This is a genomic window from Paraburkholderia sp. RL18-101-BIB-B (assembly GCF_046026985.1).
Lineage (GTDB): Bacteria > Pseudomonadota > Gammaproteobacteria > Burkholderiales > Burkholderiaceae > Paraburkholderia.
In genome coordinates this window covers 1-16,161 of the sequence record NZ_JARESV010000017.1, presented here as the reverse complement: position 1 = coordinate 16,161, position 16,161 = coordinate 1, and the positions used below count along the sequence as shown (strand labels likewise).

At 63.0% G+C, this 16,161-nt stretch carries 16 protein-coding genes; 3 read left to right on the top strand and 13 right to left on the bottom strand.

Annotated elements, in window-relative coordinates; all coding sequences use genetic code 11:
- Positions 1-15 precede the first annotated feature (15 nt).
- From P0D73_RS23285 to rpe, 8 genes are all read right to left on the bottom strand, one after another.
- Positions 16-864, bottom strand: coding sequence for a uracil-DNA glycosylase (locus tag P0D73_RS23285; RefSeq protein ID WP_408179105.1), 849 nt, complete (start codon positions 862-864; stop codon positions 16-18).
- A gap of 46 nt (positions 865-910) precedes the next feature.
- Positions 911-1,537, bottom strand: a complete 627-nt coding sequence (locus tag P0D73_RS23280; RefSeq protein WP_408432956.1) for a CYTH domain-containing protein — start codon at positions 1,535-1,537, stop codon at positions 911-913.
- A gap of 46 nt (positions 1,538-1,583) precedes the next feature.
- A complete protein-coding gene (gene trpC, locus P0D73_RS23275) occupies positions 1,584-2,369 on the bottom strand; it encodes an indole-3-glycerol phosphate synthase TrpC (RefSeq protein ID WP_132376791.1) in 786 nt (261 codons plus the stop codon).
- Between the two features lie 18 nt (positions 2,370-2,387).
- Positions 2,388-3,419: an anthranilate phosphoribosyltransferase gene (gene trpD / locus P0D73_RS23270; protein ID WP_408179107.1), complete on the bottom strand. Its 1,032-nt coding sequence runs from the start codon at positions 3,417-3,419 to the stop codon at positions 2,388-2,390.
- 17 nt (positions 3,420-3,436) lie between these two features.
- Complete coding sequence (locus P0D73_RS23265) at positions 3,437-4,039, bottom strand: aminodeoxychorismate/anthranilate synthase component II (protein ID WP_408179108.1); 603 nt, start codon at positions 4,037-4,039, stop codon at positions 3,437-3,439.
- Between the two features lie 13 nt (positions 4,040-4,052).
- On the bottom strand, positions 4,053-5,546 hold the full coding sequence (gene trpE / locus P0D73_RS23260) for an anthranilate synthase component I (protein ID WP_132376793.1): 1,494 nt from the start codon (positions 5,544-5,546) through the stop codon (positions 4,053-4,055).
- A 370-nt stretch (positions 5,547-5,916) separates the two neighbouring features.
- Positions 5,917-6,633 (bottom strand): phosphoglycolate phosphatase, encoded by a 717-nt coding sequence (locus P0D73_RS23255; RefSeq protein WP_132376794.1) that lies wholly within the window; start codon positions 6,631-6,633, stop codon positions 5,917-5,919.
- Positions 6,634-6,648: 15 nt separating this feature from the next.
- A complete protein-coding gene (gene rpe, locus P0D73_RS23250) occupies positions 6,649-7,332 on the bottom strand; it encodes a ribulose-phosphate 3-epimerase (protein ID WP_408179109.1) in 684 nt (227 codons plus the stop codon).
- A 279-nt stretch (positions 7,333-7,611) separates the two neighbouring features.
- Between rpe and apaG the strand changes: the two genes are divergently transcribed.
- Together apaG and mltA are read left to right on the top strand one after the other, a co-directional pair.
- The gene (gene apaG / locus P0D73_RS23245) at positions 7,612-7,986 is read left to right on the top strand and encodes a Co2+/Mg2+ efflux facilitator ApaG/CorD (RefSeq protein ID WP_132376796.1); all 375 of its coding nucleotides are present in this window, start codon (positions 7,612-7,614) and stop codon (positions 7,984-7,986) included.
- A 247-nt stretch (positions 7,987-8,233) separates the two neighbouring features.
- The gene (gene mltA, locus P0D73_RS23240; RefSeq protein WP_408179110.1) at positions 8,234-9,358 is read left to right on the top strand and encodes a murein transglycosylase A; all 1,125 of its coding nucleotides are present in this window, start codon (positions 8,234-8,236) and stop codon (positions 9,356-9,358) included.
- Positions 9,359-9,417: 59 nt separating this feature from the next.
- Here mltA and paaK read toward each other — a convergent pair whose 3' ends face one another.
- The 5 genes from paaK to paaN all read right to left on the bottom strand — a co-directional run bounded on the left by paaK (position 9,418) and on the right by paaN (position 15,235).
- Positions 9,418-10,722 (bottom strand): phenylacetate--CoA ligase PaaK, encoded by a 1,305-nt coding sequence (gene paaK, locus P0D73_RS23235; RefSeq protein WP_408179111.1) that lies wholly within the window; start codon positions 10,720-10,722, stop codon positions 9,418-9,420.
- A gap of 180 nt (positions 10,723-10,902) precedes the next feature.
- Complete coding sequence (paaI, locus tag P0D73_RS23230) at positions 10,903-11,364, bottom strand: hydroxyphenylacetyl-CoA thioesterase PaaI (protein WP_408179112.1); 462 nt, start codon at positions 11,362-11,364, stop codon at positions 10,903-10,905.
- 1 nt (position 11,365) lies between these two features.
- Entirely contained in the window at positions 11,366-12,157 is a 792-nt protein-coding gene (paaG, locus tag P0D73_RS23225) for a 2-(1,2-epoxy-1,2-dihydrophenyl)acetyl-CoA isomerase PaaG (protein ID WP_408179114.1), read from the bottom strand.
- A 50-nt stretch (positions 12,158-12,207) separates the two neighbouring features.
- A complete protein-coding gene (gene pcaF, locus P0D73_RS23220; protein WP_408179115.1) occupies positions 12,208-13,410 on the bottom strand; it encodes a 3-oxoadipyl-CoA thiolase in 1,203 nt (400 codons plus the stop codon).
- A gap of 124 nt (positions 13,411-13,534) precedes the next feature.
- Entirely contained in the window at positions 13,535-15,235 is a 1,701-nt protein-coding gene (paaN, locus tag P0D73_RS23215) for a phenylacetic acid degradation protein PaaN (protein ID WP_408319762.1), read from the bottom strand.
- A 136-nt stretch (positions 15,236-15,371) separates the two neighbouring features.
- Between paaN and P0D73_RS23210 the strand changes: the two genes are divergently transcribed.
- The gene (locus P0D73_RS23210) at positions 15,372-16,148 is read left to right on the top strand and encodes an enoyl-CoA hydratase (RefSeq protein WP_408287003.1); all 777 of its coding nucleotides are present in this window, start codon (positions 15,372-15,374) and stop codon (positions 16,146-16,148) included.
- Positions 16,149-16,161: the final 13 nt, after the last annotated feature.

The following is a 16,161-nucleotide window of genomic DNA, read 5'->3' as shown; positions in this document are numbered from 1 at the left end:
GGATGCCGGCGGTTTTTACGCGAGCATTTGCGCTTCGTCGGGCAGGCGCCAGTCGATGGGTTCGCGGCCGTGCTGCGCGAGATAGTCGTTGGCCTTCGCAAAATGCCCGCAGCCGAGAAAACCGCGATGCGCCGACAGCGGCGACGGATGCGGCGCCTCCAGGACGTAATGCGACTTGCCGCCGAGCAGCGCGCGCTTGGCTTGCGCATGCGCGCCCCACAGCATGAACACGAGGCCGTCATGGCGCATCGCCAGTTCATGGATCAGCGTGTCGGTGCATTTTTCCCAGCCACGTTTCGCGTGGCTGGCGGCGGAATCACGCTCCACGGTCAGCACCGTGTTCAACAGCAGCACGCCTTGCTTCGCCCATGTGTCCAGACAACCGTGACGGGGCGTCTCGTGACCGAGGCTTGCGGCGATTTCCTTGAAGATATTGCGCAGCGACGGCGGCGTGCGCACGTCCGGCGCCACGGAAAACGCGAGGCCGTGCGCTTGCGGCGTGCCGCGGTCTTCGCCGTGGTACGGGTCCTGGCCGAGGATGACGACTTTCACTTCGTCAGGACTGGTCAGACGCAGCGCGCGGAACACGTCGGCGGGATAGACGGTTTTGCCGGCGGCGCGCTCACCGTCGACGAAACGGCAGAGCGGCGCGTAGGCGTCGCTTTCGATAAACGGTTTGAGGTGTGCGCGCCATGCGGGCGGCAGGGTGTCGAACTGGGCCTCGAGTGTTGGCGGCCGCGTGGCGGCGCTGGCGCTGGTTTGCTGCGGCTGCGCGTGCGTCATGTCAGTGGCCGGTGCAGACGCGGCGTCGCCGAACAGCGATGCCTGCGACGGATTGGAGCGGGTACGGGAAGCGGAGGTCATGGCGGGGAAGTGTCGCAGCAAACGCGGCGTTGCTCAAGGTGTCGCCTCAACCAGCCCGCAACTTATAACCGCGCTGCGCCTTGCTGATATTGTCCGGTGCGAGACCGGCTATCTGTTTACCGAGTTCCGCGGCGAGTGTGTGAAGCGCGGCTTCGTCGCCGGACTTCAGTTCGAGCTCGACTTCCGAGATCGGCGCGCGACGCGTTTCGCTATCGACCTCGGCGAACACGTCGCCCTGATCGATCGCCGCTTCGATGTCCGAGCCGTCCACTTCGACACGCCACAGCGTCCGGGTGAAATTCGTGCGGAACAATTCGACGAGTTCGGGCGCTGCCTGACGCAAAGCATCCGCGGCGGACGGTTCGTCGCACTCGCGTAACAACGCATCGATCTCCAGCTTTTCGCCCGCCACCGGCATTTCCCATTCATGCCGGCTGTGCAAACCTTCTTTGGCGCTGCCCACTGTCTTGAAGGTCTGCAGCCAGCCGTCCGGCGTCTGACGCAGACGCAACGCGCTCTTCGAACTCGCCAGCGTCAGCTCGGGCGTGTCGAAGTAGATATTCACCAGCTTGATCGGACGGCCCGTCCCACCTGCGCGCGCGACGAACCATTGGGTCGCCGCTTGCACCTGCGCGGGCGGCAGCGCCAGTTTGATTTCGCGTTCCATGCCCATGATCTGCTCCGCTATGTGCGCCGCGTGCCGTGTGTCGACACCGTGCTCAGAAAAACATCCGAGCAAGCTCCACGCCCGGCTCGTCTGCGCGCATGAACGCTTCGCCGACGAGGAACGTGTGCACGTCCATCGCGCGCAGGCGTTCCACATCGGCGCGCGACAGAATGCCCGACTCCGTGACGACGATGCGGTCCTCCGGAATCGCTTCGAGCATGCCGATCGTCGTTTCGATCGACGTCTCGAAGGTGCGCAGATTGCGGTTGTTGATACCGATCAACGGCGTTTTCAGCGTGAGGGATTCCATCAGCTCATTCTGGTCGTGCACTTCGACCAGCACGGCGAGACCGAGCGAATGCGCGAGCGCTTCGAGATCCTGCATCTGCGAGGTTTCGAGCGCGGCGGCGATCAGCAGGATCGCGTCCGCTCCCATCGCGCGGGCTTCGACGATCTGGTACGGATCGACGATGAAGTCTTTGCGCAGCACCGGCAAATTGCAGGCCGCGCGCGCTTCCTGCAGATACGCGACGCTGCCTTGAAAGAACTGCACGTCGGTGAGCACGGACAGGCAGGCCGCGCCGTGCTTTTCATACGATCGCGCGATCTCGGCCGGCACGAAGTGCTCGCGCAACACGCCTTTGGACGGGCTCGCTTTCTTGACTTCGGAGATCACCGCGGCGAGACCCGCCGCGTGTTTCGCGCGCAATGCGCCGACGAAATCGCGCAGGTCGCGCGACGACGCTTCGAGGCGCAGCTCTTCGAGCGGCGCGCTCTGTTCGGCCGCGCGGACTTCTTCGCGTTTGACCGCGATGATACGGTCGAGGATGTCGCTCATAAATGTCTCGCTACGTGATTACTGCTTGAATTGCTGGGTGAAGCGGACCAGCTCGTCGACTTTCGCGCGGGCCTTGCCGCTCGCGATCGCTTCGCGCGCCAACTGGATGCCGTCCGCGATCGACGAAGCCACGTTCGCCGAATACAGGGCAGTGCCCGCATTCAGCGTGACGATCTCGCGGGCGACGCCCGGCTTGTTGTCGAGCGCTTCGAGCAGCATTGCTTTCGATTCGGTGGCGTCGGCCACTTTCAGCGTGCGGTTCGACACCATCTGCATGCCGAAGTCTTCCGGGTGAATTTCGTACTCGTGGATCTGGCCGTCGCGCAGCTCGCCGACTTGCGTCGCCGCGCCGAGCGAGACCTCGTCCATGCCGTCCATACCGTACACCACCAGCACGTGCTTCGCGCCGAGGCGCTGCATCACGCGCACCTGAATGCCGACGAGGTCCCCGTGGAACACGCCCATCAGTTGATTGGGCGCGCCGGCCGGATTGGTCAGTGGCCCGAGAATATTGAAGATGGTCCGCACGCCGAGTTCGCGGCGCACCGGCGCGATGTTCTTCATGGCCGGATGATGGTTCGGCGCGAACATGAAGCCCATGCCGGTTTCCGCAATCGACGCCGCCACCTGTTCCGGCTGCAGATCGATATTCACGCCGAGCGCTTCGAGCACGTCCGCGCTGCCCGACTTGCTCGACACGCCGCGGCCACCGTGCTTCGCGACCTTCGCGCCGGCCGCGGCGGAGACGAACATGGTCGCCGTGGAAATGTTGAAGGTGTGCGAGCCGTCGCCGCCGGTACCGACGATATCGACGAAGTTCGAGTTGTCCGGCACGTCGACGTGCCGGGCGAATTCACGCATCACCGTGGCGGCGGCGGTGATTTCGCCGATGGTCTCTTTTTTGACGCGCAAGCCGGTGATGATCGCGGCCGCCATCACCGGCGAGAGTTCGCCGCGCATGATGAGCCGCATCAAATGCAGCATTTCGTCGTGGAAAATCTCGCGGTGCTCGATGGTCCGTTGCAGCGCTTCCTGGGGCGTAATCGACATGATCTCGTCTCTCTTCATCAAGCGTTGCGGTTGGACGTTTGCGCGCTCGCGAGCTTCGACTGCTTCACGAAGTTTTCGAGCAGCGCGTGGCCGTGTTCGGACAGGATCGATTCCGGATGGAACTGCACGCCTTCCACGGCCAGTTCCTTGTGACGCACGCCCATGATCTCGCCGTCTTCGGTCCATGCCGATACTTCGAGGCAGTCGGGCAGCGATTCGCGTTCGATCGCGAGCGAGTGGTAGCGGGTCACGACGAAATGCTTCGGCAGGTCGGCGAACACGCCTTTGCAGTCGGTTTCGATCGTGCTGACCTTGCCGTGCATGATGGTTTGCGCGCGCACCACGCGCCCGCCGAAGGCCTCGCCGATCGCCTGATGGCCGAGACAGACACCGAGAATCGGCGTCTTGCCGGCGAATTCACGCAGCACGTCGAGCGTGATCCCGGCATGTTGCGGATTGCTCGGACCGGGCGACAGGCAGATGCGCTCGGGGTTGAGCTTCGCGATTTCGTCCAGCGTGATTTCGTCGTTCCGATAGGTGAGCACGTCTTCGCCGAGTTCGCCGAAGTATTGCACCAGGTTGTAGGTGAAGGAGTCGTAGTTGTCGATCATTAGCAGCATGGTGTGTCTCCGGTCAGAAGTCGCTATCGAGGCCGTCTTGAACCTGTTCGGCGGCGCGCAACACGGCGCGCGCCTTGTTCTCGGTCTCTTGCCATTCGGATTCCGGCACCGAATCCGCGACTACACCCGCTGCCGCCTGCACGTACAGATTGCCGTTCGCGATCACGCCGGTGCGGATCGTGATGGCCAGATCCATTTCGCCGGTGAACGACAGATAGCCGACCGCACCGCCGTACAGGCCGCGCTTCACGGGCTCCAGTTCGTCGATCAATTCCATCGCGCGGACCTTCGGCGCGCCCGACAGCGTGCCGGCCGGGAAGGTGGCGCGCAGCACGTCGAAATTGGTGGTGCCGGGTTTCAGCTTGCCTTCGACCGAACTCACGATGTGCTGCACGTGCGAGTACTTTTCGATCACCATCTTGTCGGTGACGACCACCGAGCCGATTTGCGCGATGCGGCCCACGTCGTTACGCGCGAGGTCGATCAGCATGACGTGTTCGGCGATTTCCTTCGGGTCGTTCAGCAGCTCGGTGGCGAGTTCCGCATCGCGTTCCGGCGTATTGCCGCGCGGACGCGTGCCGGCGAGCGGCCGGATCGTGACGATGCGATCCTCACCGCGCTTTTCCTGGCGCACCAGGATTTCCGGCGACGCGCCTACCACGTGGAAGTCGCCGAAGTTGTAGTAATACATATACGGCGACGGATTCAGCGAGCGCAGCGCGCGGTACAGCGAGAGCGGATTGTCGCGGTACGGCTTGATCAGGCGCTGGCCGACCTGCACCTGCATCAGTTCGCCGGCGGCGATGTATTCCTTCGCCTTGCGCACGGCCGCCAGGTAATCGTCCTTGGCGAATTCGCGGTAGGTCTCGGTGCGCACGCTCGCCGACGTGACCGGCGGTTGCACGGTGGTGCGCAAACGCTGGCGCAGTTCGCGCAGCCGCTGTTTGGCTTTCGTGTACGCCTCGGGCTGCGTCGGATCGGAGTAGACCACCAGATAGAGCTTGCCCGCGAGGTTGTCGATCACCGCGACTTCCTCAGTCAGCAGCAACTGGATGTCGGGCAGATTCAGATCGTCTTTCGGGGCCGTGTGCGCGAGCTTTTTCTCGATGTAGCGCACCGCGTCGTAACCGAAATAACCGGCCAGACCGCCCGCGAAGCGCGGCAAGCCGGGGCGCTGCGCCACTTTGAAGCGGCCCTGGAATTGCTGGATGAATTCGAGCGGGTCGCCCTCGTGCGTTTCGACGACCTTGCCGTCACGCACCACTTCCGACACGCCGTTGCGGGTACGCAGCAGCGTGCGCGCCGGCAGGCCGATGAACGAATAGCGGCCGAAACGTTCACCGCCCACCACTGACTCCAGCAGGAACGAGTTCGCGCCGTTGCGCTCGCTCTGCGCGAGCTTCAGGTACAGCGAGAGCGGCGTTTCGAGGTCGGCGAGCGCTTCGGCGATCAGCGGAATGCGGTTGAAGCCCTCATTGGCGAGGGACTGAAATTCGAGTTCGGTCATGTTCCGATCCTGTACGGTGGTCCGGCGGCAGTGTGCGTCGGACAAAGCGGGTCATTGCGCGGCCGGTCAGGCGTTGGTTCGACGTATCGACACGATGATACCGACCGGCGCGAGTTTCCCATCGACGCGTGCAAGGGATTTCAGCGCACAGATGTACTTTGCGGGTACACGCAGGCCGAATCAACCGATGCAGCGAAACAAGATGATGGAAAAAACGCGTGAGCGCAGCGAAGTAAAAAACGGTTGCCGAAGACGAGCTTCAGCGTACCTCAGGCGAGGTTAGCGCGACCAGCGACGCCAGGGCCAGGCTCCCCGGTCGATGCTAATCAGACTCCGTTTTTTATTCAGAAACATGAGGATGAAGGACTTTTCAAGTCGTGGAATGGTGCGCTGCGATCGCCTTGGCGGCGCCGAGCAGCGAGTCAACTATACCATCGGATTTTATTGTTTGTATAGCTTGGCCGTGGTTGTAGCCGTACGGCACCGTGAGCGTCGCCATGCCCGCCGCGCGGCCCGCCAGCGCGTCGTTTTCCGAATCGCCGATGGCCACCGTGGCTCGCGGTTCGACGCCCAGTTGTGCCGCGGCTGTGAGCATGGGCAGCGGATCCGGCTTCTTTTTCGCCAGGCTGTCGCCGCCGATCACGACGCTGAAATACTGCGCGAGCCCATACTGCTGCAGCAACTCCACTGCGAACCGGTGCGGCTTGTTGGTCACGCAGGCGAGTTTGAGACCGGCCTCGCGCATGGCGATCAAGCCGGCTTCGACATCGGGATAGAGCCGCGTGTGCGTGCCGTTGATCTTCGCGTACTCCTCCTGATAGATCGCGAGCGCTTCGTCGAAGCGGTCTTGCGCATGCTCCGTTTCGAAGCGCGGCGCCAGAACGCTGCGGATCAGATGCTCTGAACCCTTGCCCACATAACCGACCACCTCCTCGCGCGACGTTTCTTCTGCGTCGAGTTGCGCGAGCATGCCGTTCAGGCCGGCGGTGAAGTCGTCGGCGGTATCGATCATCGTGCCGTCCAGGTCGATGATCGCGGCTTGCAGGCGTGGGCTGGTGAAGGTCGGGGCGGGGAACGGAGTGGTCATGTTGCGTACAAGTGCTCAGTGCTGGATGTTGGCGAGTGCCGCGCGCATCTTTTCGATCACGACCTTGTGGTCGGGCTGGCCGAAAATCGCCGAACCGGCCACGAAGGTGTCCGCGCCGGCCGCCGCGATTTCAGCGATGTTGTCGACCTTCACGCCGCCGTCTACTTCCAGGAAGATCTGCCGGCCGGTGCGTTCCTTGTAGGCGTCGAGCCGCTTGCGCGCTTCGCGCAGCTTGTTGAGCGCTTCCGGAATGAACGACTGCCCGCCGAAGCCCGGATTCACCGACATGATCAGCACAAGATCGAGCTTATCCATCACGTGATCCAGATAATTCAGCGACGTGGCCGGATTGAACACCAGGCCGGCCTTGCAGCCGTGGTCGCGGATCAGCGACAGCGTGCGGTCGATATGGTCCGAGCCTTCCGGGTGAAAGCTGATCAGGTTCGCGCCGGCCTTGGCGAAGTCCGGGACGATGCGGTCGACCGGGCGCACCATCAGATGCACGTCGATCGGCACGTCGACATGCGGGCGGATCGCTTCGCAGACGAGCGGCCCGATGGTGAGGTTCGGCACGTAATGGTTGTCCATCACGTCGAAGTGAATCCAGTCGGCGCCAGCGGCGACGACGTTGCGGACTTCCTCGCCAAGGCGGGCGAAGTCGGCTGACAGAATGCTTGGAGCGATGCGGAATTGCGTCATGGCGGGGGCGGAGGCAAGCGGGAAAGCGCCATTTTACCGTTTTGTGCGCGGGCGTTCCGGTTCACGGGTGCATTCGGGCGTGGCTCGTCGTTTGAGCGGCGAATGCGACAAAACGCCTTACTCGCCCTTGTCCAAAGGGATTTGTCCGGTTGCGGGCGTGCCGCGCATCAAGCAGAATGCCAAAACCATCAGCGCCGCTTCGCCAATGCGCCCGCAAACCATTGGCGTTCGGGCTTTCCCGCGATTTTTCACACCCCGTTTCAGCAGACCGGAATCAGGATGAGCCAGTACGAATTCAGCGTCTCGGCGCAGGTGCAATATCTGCCCGAAGAGTCGGACCCGGAGCGCCGCCAGTATGCGTTCGCATACACGCTGACTATCCGTAACACCGGCCAGGTGCCCGCGCAATTGATCGCGCGCCATTGGGTGATCACCGACAGCGACAAGAACGTGCAGGAAGTGAAGGGCCTGGGCGTGGTCGGGCACCAGCCGTTGCTCAAACCGGGCGAGCATTTCGAGTACACGAGCTGGGCGGTGATTGCCACGCCGGTCGGCACCATGCGCGGGGAATACTTCTGCGTGGCCGAGGACGGCGAGCGTTTCGAAGCGCCAGTGCCGGAGTTCATCTTGCGCATGCCGCGCACCTTGCATTGAACCGAGGGCGTGGCCCGCGGTCTTTAAGAAGCTCAATGCGCGGTTAAGCGCGCAGCATTACTGCGATTTTTGCTGCTTTTGCTGTTCACTCGCGTTGGCGCGCGCCGCTTTCTTCTTGCCGGACGACGTCCACACAACGATAAAGACGAGCAGGAAGAGCGCGAGGAGCGATTCCAGCGCGAAGATGAGCATCGGGTATTCGTCGAACAGATCAGACATGGCGGTTTCCATCAAGAACGAACATTGTATGCGTTTTGTCCGCACGGCCGGAGCATGGCTCGGAGCGCTTTCGGTTGCGGTGATGCTGGCGTCCTGCGGTGGCGGCGGAGCGATCCGGCCTTCGGTTTCGCCCCCCACGGGTGCCGCGATCATACCCGGACAGATCGCCGCGACACGACTGACCGCCGTTGCGTGGCAGCAAGTGCCGGGTTGGCAGGACGACTCGTTGATAGGCGCAACGGCCGCGTTGCGGCAAAACTGCGTGAGGCTCGCACGTCAACCGAACTGGGCGCGCGCATGTGCCGCAGCCTCGCAAATCGACGACCTCGACGTCACCAGTGCGCGGGCTTTTTTTGAAGCCTATTTCACGCCATTCCAGTTAGCGAATACCGACGGCACCCTCGACGGTCTCGTCACGGGCTACTACGAGCCCTTGCTGCGTGGTTCGCGTACGCGGCACGGTGTGTATCAGACCGCGTTGTATCGCTGGCCGGCGAGTTATCGCGCGGGCGCGCCGCTGCCGGCGCGTGCGCAACTCGAACGCGCAGGTGTGCTCAACGGTAACGAACTCGTGTGGGTCGATGATCCGATCGAAGCTTTCTTCCTGCAGGTGCAGGGGTCCGGGCGCATCGTGATGGAAGACGGCAGCGTCATGCGTCTGGGCTTCGGCGGTACCAACAATCAGCCGTACAAGTCGATCGGACGTTGGCTGCTGGATCGCGGCGAACTGACGCCCGCGCAGGCGACCATGCAGGGCATCAAGGCGTGGGCACGCGCGAACCCGACGCGCGTCGATGCGTTGCTCGATACGAATCCGCGCTTCGTTTTTTTCCGCGAGATGCCTTCCGGCGAAAGCGTGCCGAGCGGCGGCGCGGACGGCCCAATCGGCGCGCTGGGTGTGCCGCTAACGCCGGAGCGGTCGATTGCAGTCGATCCGACGTCGATTCCACTTGGTACGCCGGTGTTTTTGCAGACCACGCGTCCGTTGACGAACTCGCCGATGAATCGCCTCGTCTTCGCGCAAGACACGGGTTCCGCGATCAAGGGCGGCGTGCGCGCCGATTATTTCTGGGGCCTCGGCGACGACGCCGGCGATCTGGCCGGCAAGATGAAGCAGGGCGGCCGGATGTGGCTGTTGCTGCCGAATTCTTGAGGGTTGAGTAGCGCGTGGCGCGGTGCGGGTCCGCCGCGCCGCGCGTTACTTCCTGCTTGTTACAGCCCCGACTTGCGCTTGTCCACCACGCGCCGCGCCTTGCCGACCGAACGCTCGATCCCGTTCACACCCAGCACGTTCACCACCGCGCTCACGCCGATCAGCGCCTTGATGTCATAGGTCAACGCCTGCTTGGCCGAGTTCAACGCAGCCGTATCCGGCGCCGATTCCGGGCAAGGCTCGACGTTCAACGTCAACACGTCGAGCGGGCCTTCCTTGGTCAGCACGATCTGATAGTGCGGCGCAAGCGCGTGCTGCTTGAGCAGCAGTTCCTCGATCTGCGTCGGGAACACGTTCACGCCGCGCACGATCATCATGTCGTCCGAGCGGCCGGTGATCTTTTCCATCCGACGCATGGTGCGGGCGCTGCCCGGCAATAGGCGCGTCAGGTCGCGCGTCCGGTAACGGATGATCGGCAGCGCCTCTTTGGTCAGCGACGTGAACACCAATTCGCCGAGTTCGCCGTCCGGCAGCACCTCGCCGGTTTCGGGATCGATGATCTCGGGATAGAAATGATCTTCCCAGATGGTTGGGCCGTCTTTCGTTTCCACGCACTCCGACGCCACACCAGGGCCCATTACTTCGGACAGGCCATAGATGTCGACAGCATCGATGCCCATGCGCTTTTCGATCGCCTGACGCATGTCGTTGGTCCACGGTTCCGCGCCGAAGATGCCGAGGCGCAGCGAACAATTGGCCGGGTCGATGCCTTGACGCTCGAGTTCGTCGGCAATGGAGAGCATGTAGCTCGGCGTCACCATGATGATGTCCGGCCGGAAGTCCTGGATCAGCTGCACCTGCTTTTCGGTCTGGCCGCCACCGAACGGGATCACAGTGAGCCCCGCGCGTTCGGCGCCGTAGTGCGCGCCGAGACCGCCTGTGAATAGGCCGTAGCCATAGCTCACGTGAACCTTGTCGCCACGCTTCGCACCGGCGGCGCGGATCGAACGCGCGACGAGATTCGCCCACGTGTCGATGTCGCGCGCGGTGTAGCCCACGACGGTCGGCTTACCCGTTGTACCGGACGATGCGTGAATCCGTGAAATCTGTTCCTGCGGCACGGCGAACATACCGAACGGGTAGCTGTCGCGCAGATCCTTCTTGGTGGTGAAGGGGAAGCGCGCCAGGTCCGCGAGGGTTTTCACTTCGCTCGGATGAACCCCGGCTTCGTCGAATTTGTGTCGATAAACCGGCGAGTTTTCATAAGCGTGGTTCAACGACCATTTAAGCCGTTCAAGTTGAAGCGCGGCAAGTTCGTCGCGGCTGGCGGTCTCGATCGGATCGAGCGGAAGGGCGGTGGTCATCGAATGTCTCCTTGCTGCCTCAATGCTTGGGTCTGAAATACGCGCGCTTGCGCGCAAAAACCTGGGGCTGGCTGCTGTTTAGCGGTGTGGCGGCGAAGAGCCGCTACTGGGCCGCGAATCTGTCATTGGTTTGCTGCGTGGTGTCTCGGAGTTATAGCGTTTGCTGCGAGGTTGCTGTTATCACTCGCCTGTCGGAATCAGATTGCCTTTGATTTGCGCCGATTTGCCGCGGAACATGGCAACGGTTTCTTCGGCACGGTTCGTCACGCGAATGTCGTAGATGCCGGTTCGGCCACTCAGCGTCTGCTCGACGGCTTCCGCCGTCAGCACGTCGCCCCCTCGCACGGGCCGCAGAAACTCGATCGAGCATCCGGCGGCAACCGTGTTGATGTTGTACGTGTTGCAGGCGAACGCAAAGGTCGAATCTGCGAGCGTGAAAATCAGGCCGCCGTGGCAAATCTGATGGCCGTTCAGAAAGTCATCACGTATTGCCATGCGCAGGCGCGCGTATCCGGGGCGTACTTCGAGGATTTCGAGGCCGAGCGCGCGGCTGCACGCGTCGTTCTCGTGCATCGCAGCAGCAGTCGCGCGGGCGAGTTCGTCGGGTGTCATCTGATTGGGATGGTTGGCTTGAGCGGACATGTCAGCGGCCCTCGAAGCGCGGCGCGCGCTTTTCAACAAAGGCTTGCACGCCTTCCGCGTAGTCGTGGGAAGCACCCAGTTGACGTTGCAAATCGCGTTCGAGATCGAGTTGCTGGCCGAGCGTTTGCGTCGCGCCCTCCCGCATGGCCTGCTTGATTGCGGCGATGGCGCGCGTGGGTTGTTGCGCAAGTTGAGTCGCAAGTTTCGCCGCAATGGCGGCGAGTTCCGCGTCGTCGACTGCTTGCCAGATCAAGCCCCAGCTTTCGGCTTTTTCCGCGCTGAGTTTGTCGCCGGTGATGGCGAGCCCTAACGCGCGAGCCATGCCGACGCGCTGCGGCAGGAACCATGTGCCGCCCGAGTCCGGCACGAGGCCGATCTTCACGAACGCCTGAATGAAGTTGGCGGAGCGAGCCGCGAGGACGAGGTCGCACGCGAGCGCGAGATTGGCGCCCGCGCCGGCGGCCGTGCCGTTCACCGCGGCGATGACCGGCAGCGGCAAAGCTTGCAGGCGGCGAATCAGCGGATTGAAATGTTGCTCGATCAGTTCGCCCAGATCGGTCATGGCGCCTGGCGTGAAGTCGAGGTCGGCGAGATCCTGGCCGGCGCAAAAGCCGCGGCCCGCGCCGGTGAGCACAAGCGCGCGGGCGCCGGACGTTTCGACCTCGTCGAGCGCGGCGCTCAATTCCTGATGCATCGCGCGCGTGAAGCTGTTGAGTTTGTCCGGCCGGTTCAGCGTGATGGTTGCGACATGGCTCGACGCGTCGATGTCCAGTCGAATCGCTTCATATGACATTGGGTGTCTCCTCAAAGTCTCTTTGACCGATGCGCGCTGTGGCGTCGACCTCAGATTCGCTCGATGACCAGCGCGATGCCCTGGCCTACGCCGATGCACATTGTGCAAAGCGCAAAGCGGCCATTGGTCCGTTCCAACTGGTACAACGCGGTCGTGATCAAACGCGCGCCTGATGCGCCCAGCGGATGACCAAGCGCAATGGCTCCGCCGTTCGGGTTGACGCGCGGGTCGTTGTCGCGCAGACCGAGCGTGCGCAGAACAGCCAGGCCTTGCGATGCGAAGGCTTCGTTCAACTCGATCACATCGAGCTGTTCGAGCGTCATGCCGAGTTGCTTCAACAGCTTTTGCGTGGCCGGCGCCGGACCGATACCCATGATGCGCGGCTCGACGCCTGCTGTTGCCATGCCCACCACGCGGGCGCGGCGACGCAGTCCGTATTGATCGGCGGCCTGCTGGTTTGCGAGCAACAGTGCGCACGCGCCGTCGTTCACGCCCGACGCATTGCCGGCCGTCACGCTGCCGTCCGGACGGACCACGCCCTTGAGCTTGCCCAAACTTTCGAGCGAAGTTTCGCGCGGGTGTTCATCGAGCAGCACGCGTACGGGGTCACCCTTCTTCTGCGCGATGTCGACGCCGACAATTTCTTGGGCCAGCGTGCCGTCCTGCTGGGCCCGAGCGGCTTTTTGCTGGCTCGCCAGCGCAAACGCGTCCTGATCAGCACGGCTCACGCTGAATTCGACGGCAACGTTTTCCGCGGTCTCAGGCATTGAATCGACGCCGTACTGACGTTTCATCAGCGGATTGATGAAGCGCCAGCCGATGGTCGTGTCGTAAATGTCGGCCTGACGCGAGAACGCGCTAGTCGCCTTGCCCATGACGAACGGCGCACGCGTCATGCTTTCGACGCCGCCGGCGATCATCAGGCGTGCTTCCCCCGCCTTGATGGCGCGCGCCGCGGTGCCGACCGCGTCCATACCCGATCCGCACAAGCGGTTGATGGTTGCGCCGGGTGCTTCGGTGGGCAAGCCGGCCAGCAACGCGGACATACGGGCGACGTTGCGATTGTCTTCGCCGGCCTGGTTCGCGCAGCCATAAATGACGTCGTCGAGAGCGCGCCAGTCGACGCCGGGATTGCGTTCGATCAGCGCCTTGATCGGCACCGCGCCGAGGTCGTCGGCGCGGACATCTTTCAGGGCGCCGCCGTAGCGGCCGATTGGAGTGCGAATCGCATCGCAAATGAAGGCGTCGTTCATATGGATTCCTGCTGGGGCGGATCGGCGTGAGGTGCCGATCCGATGTCTCATGTTAGTTTGGGTGCACAGCCAGGTCCATTCGGCCAAACGGCATAGGACGAAGCCGTGTTTTGTCTTATGCCATTCAGCCAGCTACCGCCGGCGCCGCTTTCGGTTCAACATGAACCCGGCTTTGAACTACGCGGAAGCGATTCGATACGAAGGCGGCGTCCGCCAGCGCGGCATTGGCCGCCGGGTTCGCGCCCGTGCCGTGGAAGTCGGAAAAGGCTGCCGACTGATTGACGAACACACCGCCGGTCAAATTGATCGACAAGGCCACACCACCGCGGATCGATGCTTCGTGCGCTTCTTCCAGCACCGCGTCGTCCGTGCTGTACACCGACAGCGTCAGCGCACCGTGCTCGGCGGCGATCGCGCCGGCGAGATCGAGCGACTGCGCAGTCGAGTCCGTCGCGATCACGAACGAGATCGGGCCGAACCATTCTTTGGTGAACTGTGCTTGGTCGGTGGCGGCATCCAGTTGAAGCACGAGCGGCGTGCGCACGCGGGCCGCGGCAAATGCGGGATGTTCGAGCGTCAGGCTCTCGACGAGCACGCGGCCGAGTTTTGCGGCATCGTCGATGCGTTGAGTCACGCCTTCGTTCTGAATCGCGCCGAGTAGTTCGACAGCGCGAGCCGGGTCGGCCACGAGTTTTTGCACGGCGCCGGCAATGGCTTGAGCGACTTCGTCAAAACCGAGCGTGCCTTCCGCAGTGCGGATGCCGCCGCGCGGCACATAGATGTTTTGCGGCGCGGTGCACATCTGGCCCGAGTACAGCGCGAGCGAGAAGGCGATGTTGCGGGCGGCGGCCTTGATGTCGTCGACCGAGTCGATCACGATCTGGTTCACGCCGGCTTTTTCGGTGTAGACCTGCGCCTGATGCGCATTGCGCTCGAGCCACGTGCCGTTTTGCGTGCTGCCCGTGAAGTCGATGAGTTTGATTTCCGGGCGCAGGGCCAAGTCTTGGACGAGTGCACCGTCGTTCGGTTCGGTGGCCAGCAAGGTAACGACGTTCGGATCGAATCCCGCTTCGCGCAAAACGTCACGCGCAATTCGCACGGTCAGCGCGAGCGGCAGAATTGCGCCCGGGTGCGGTTTGACGATGACCGTGTTGCCGGTGGCCAGATCGGCGAAGAGGCCCGGATAGCCGTTCCACGTCGGGAAGGTGCAGCAGCCGAGCACGAGGCCGGTGCCGCGCGGCACAACGGTGTAACGCTTGTGCATGGCGAGCGGCGGGTTCTTGCCTTGCGGCTTTTCCCAATGGGCGTCGCCGGGAATGCGGCGCAATTGGTCCCATGCGTACACGACGGCTTCAAGCGCGCGGTCTTGCGCGTGCGGGCCGCCGGCTTGGAAGGCCATCATGAACGCCTGACCGGTCGTGTGCATCACGCTGTAGCCGATTTCGAAGCTGGCGCGATTCACGCGGGCAAGGATTTCGAGGCACACGCCGATCCATGCCCGCGGGCCCGCCGCGCGCCAGTCGCGCTGGGCGGCGGCGGCGGCCGCGATCAGAGCGGCGGGGTCGGCCTTCGGATAGCGCACGCCGAGCGGGAATCCGAACGGTGAGACTTCGGCGCCGACGGTTTCGCCCGTCGACGGTTGGTCCAGCTGGAACGTTGCGTTGAGGTGCGCTTTGAATGCGGCTTCGCCGTCCGCGTTGGCCGTTTCCCCGTACACTTTCGGACTGGGCATTTCGACGAACGGGCTCCAGTAGCCGCGCGTTTCAACCGCGGTGAGTGCCTTTTGCAGCGTGTCTTCGTGCTTGGTGAATAGCGGATGTGTCATGGCAGAGGGGCTTGGCTGTACGTTGGGAAAAGCCTGTCGAATAATTGACCGACCGGTTGGTTGGTGAATGGTAGCATTATTAAGATGGCCGCGCGAAGTGTTTTCGCGCGCAATTTTTCTACCCTTGGGAGGCGGCATGGCTTACGAGAACATTCTGGTTGAGACGCGGGGACGAGTCGGCTTGATCATGTTGAATCGTCCGAAGGCGTTGAACGCTCTGAATGACGCGTTGATGGACGAGTTGGGGACGGCGCTGCGCGAGTTCGATGCGGACGACGCGATCGGCGCGATCGTGGTCACGGGCAGTGAAAAAGCGTTCGCGGCCGGTGCCGACATCGGCATGATGTCCACCTATACCTATATGGATGTCTATAAGGGTGACTACATCACCCGCAACTGGGAAACTGTTCGCTCCATTCGCAAGCCGATCATTGCCGCAGTGGCCGGGTTCGCGCTCGGCGGCGGCTGCGAGTTGGCGATGATGTGCGACATCATTTTCGCCGCCGACACGGCAAAGTTCGGCCAGCCGGAAATCAAGCTCGGCATCATGCCGGGCGCTGGCGGTACGCAGCGCTTGCCGCGCGCCGTCTCCAAGGCGAAGGCAATGGACCTCTGCCTGACCGCGCGGTTCATGGATGCCGCCGAAGCTGAGCGCGCCGGATTGGTGTCGCGTGTGATTCCGGCTGCTTCCTTGGTGGACGAAGCGGTGGCTGCGGCTGCGACGATTGCAGAATTCCCCCTGCCGGCAGTGATGATGGTGAAGGAATCGGTCAATCGCGCCTACGAAACGACGCTCGCGGAAGGCGTGCATTTCGAGCGGCGCCTGTTCCATTCGCTCTTCGCTACCGAAGATCAGAAGGAAGGTATGGCCGCGTTCGTGGAGAAGCGCAAACCGGTGTTCAAGCATCGTTAATACGCTTGTCAAA